Source organism: Arthrobacter sp. MYb23 (genome assembly GCF_002979775.1).
Taxonomy (GTDB): domain Bacteria; phylum Actinomycetota; class Actinomycetes; order Actinomycetales; family Micrococcaceae; genus Arthrobacter.
In genome coordinates this window covers 1-1,226 of record NZ_PCPR01000059.1, presented here as the reverse complement: position 1 = coordinate 1,226, position 1,226 = coordinate 1, and the positions used below count along the sequence as shown (strand labels likewise).

The window sequence follows — 1,226 nt, the reverse complement described above, 5'->3', positions numbered from 1 at the left end:
GGCGGTTTCTAGCGGTTATCGCAACAGGAAGGTTCTGATCATCTCATTGGGGGTGCAGAAGTCGAATCGCTGGCGGGGTCTGTCGTTGAGTTCGTGGGCGACGTAGTCGAGGTCTGTTTGGCTGTAGATGCTTAGGTCTGCGCCTTTGGGGAAGTACTGGCGCAGGAGCCCGTTGGTGTTCTCGTTCGAACCGCGTTGCCAAGGTGAGTGGGGATCGCAGAAGTATATGTCGATGTCGGCTGCGATCTTCACGTCCTTGTGTCGGCGCATCTCGGTGCCTTGGTCCCAAGTGAGCGAGAGCCTCAGTTCGTCGGGAAGGGCGCCCATTTTCTTGATGAGGCCGTCTCGGACAGACTCGGCACGGTTTTGACCGGTCGGGACATGGAGAAGCATCACGAACCCGGTCGTGCGCTCAACGATGGTGCCGATGGCGGTTTTTCCGTCCTTGCCTACGATCAGGTCCCCTTCCCAGTGCCCTGGCACGGCACGGTCTTCGACCTCGGCGGGACGGTCGGCGATCATGACCTTGTCCTGGATTCTGCCGCGGCGTTCGTCGGGGCGGTGTTGGGGTTTGCGCAGGGTCCGGCCGGTGCGCAGGTTCTTGACCAGTTCCCGCTTCAGCCCGCCCCGGGACTCGAGATAGAGGGACTGGTAGATGGTCTCGTGTGACACCCACATCTCCGGATTGTTTGGGAAGTCCTTGCGGAGTCTGCCGGCGATTTGGACCGGTGAGTCTTTCTTGCCGAGCCGCTTTTCGACTTCCTCACGCAAGGGTCTGTTGCTGTTGAGCTTAGCGGTCTTAGGCCTAGCTGCCCGGGCGTGGGCGCGCGCGTGGGCGGTGGTAGCCCGGTAGAAAAAGACCTTGTCAGCGTTCCGCCGGAGCTCCCGGGAGATCGTTGACGGGGAACGGCCCAAACGTCTGGCGATCTCACGGACCGATTCCTTGCCCCGCCATAACGAGATCAACTCCCGCTCCTCGAAGGACAAGGACCGGCCGGTCAGGGTCCGGCCCCTGCGGGGCCGGACCCCTCCCGAGGACCTCAACTCACGGCGAACCGTCGTGACGGACCACCCGACGAACGCACCAGCATCTTCGAAACGGGCACCGTCCGCAACCTGCTGCCAGAACGACTGGACAACCTCAGCAACTAAACGATTCGTGAACTTCACCATGGCAATCGACACCCTTCAATGATCAGGTGTTGCGATCACCGCATGATTCAGCG

General features: G+C 61.2%; 1 protein-coding gene. It reads right to left on the bottom strand.

The features are described from left to right. Nucleotides 1–15: 15 nt before the first annotated feature. Nucleotides 16–1,173: an IS30 family transposase gene (locus CQ020_RS23955; protein WP_105694325.1), complete on the bottom strand. Its 1,158-nt coding sequence runs from the start codon at nt 1,171–1,173 to the stop codon at nt 16–18. Between the last annotated feature and the right edge of the window lie 53 nt (nt 1,174–1,226).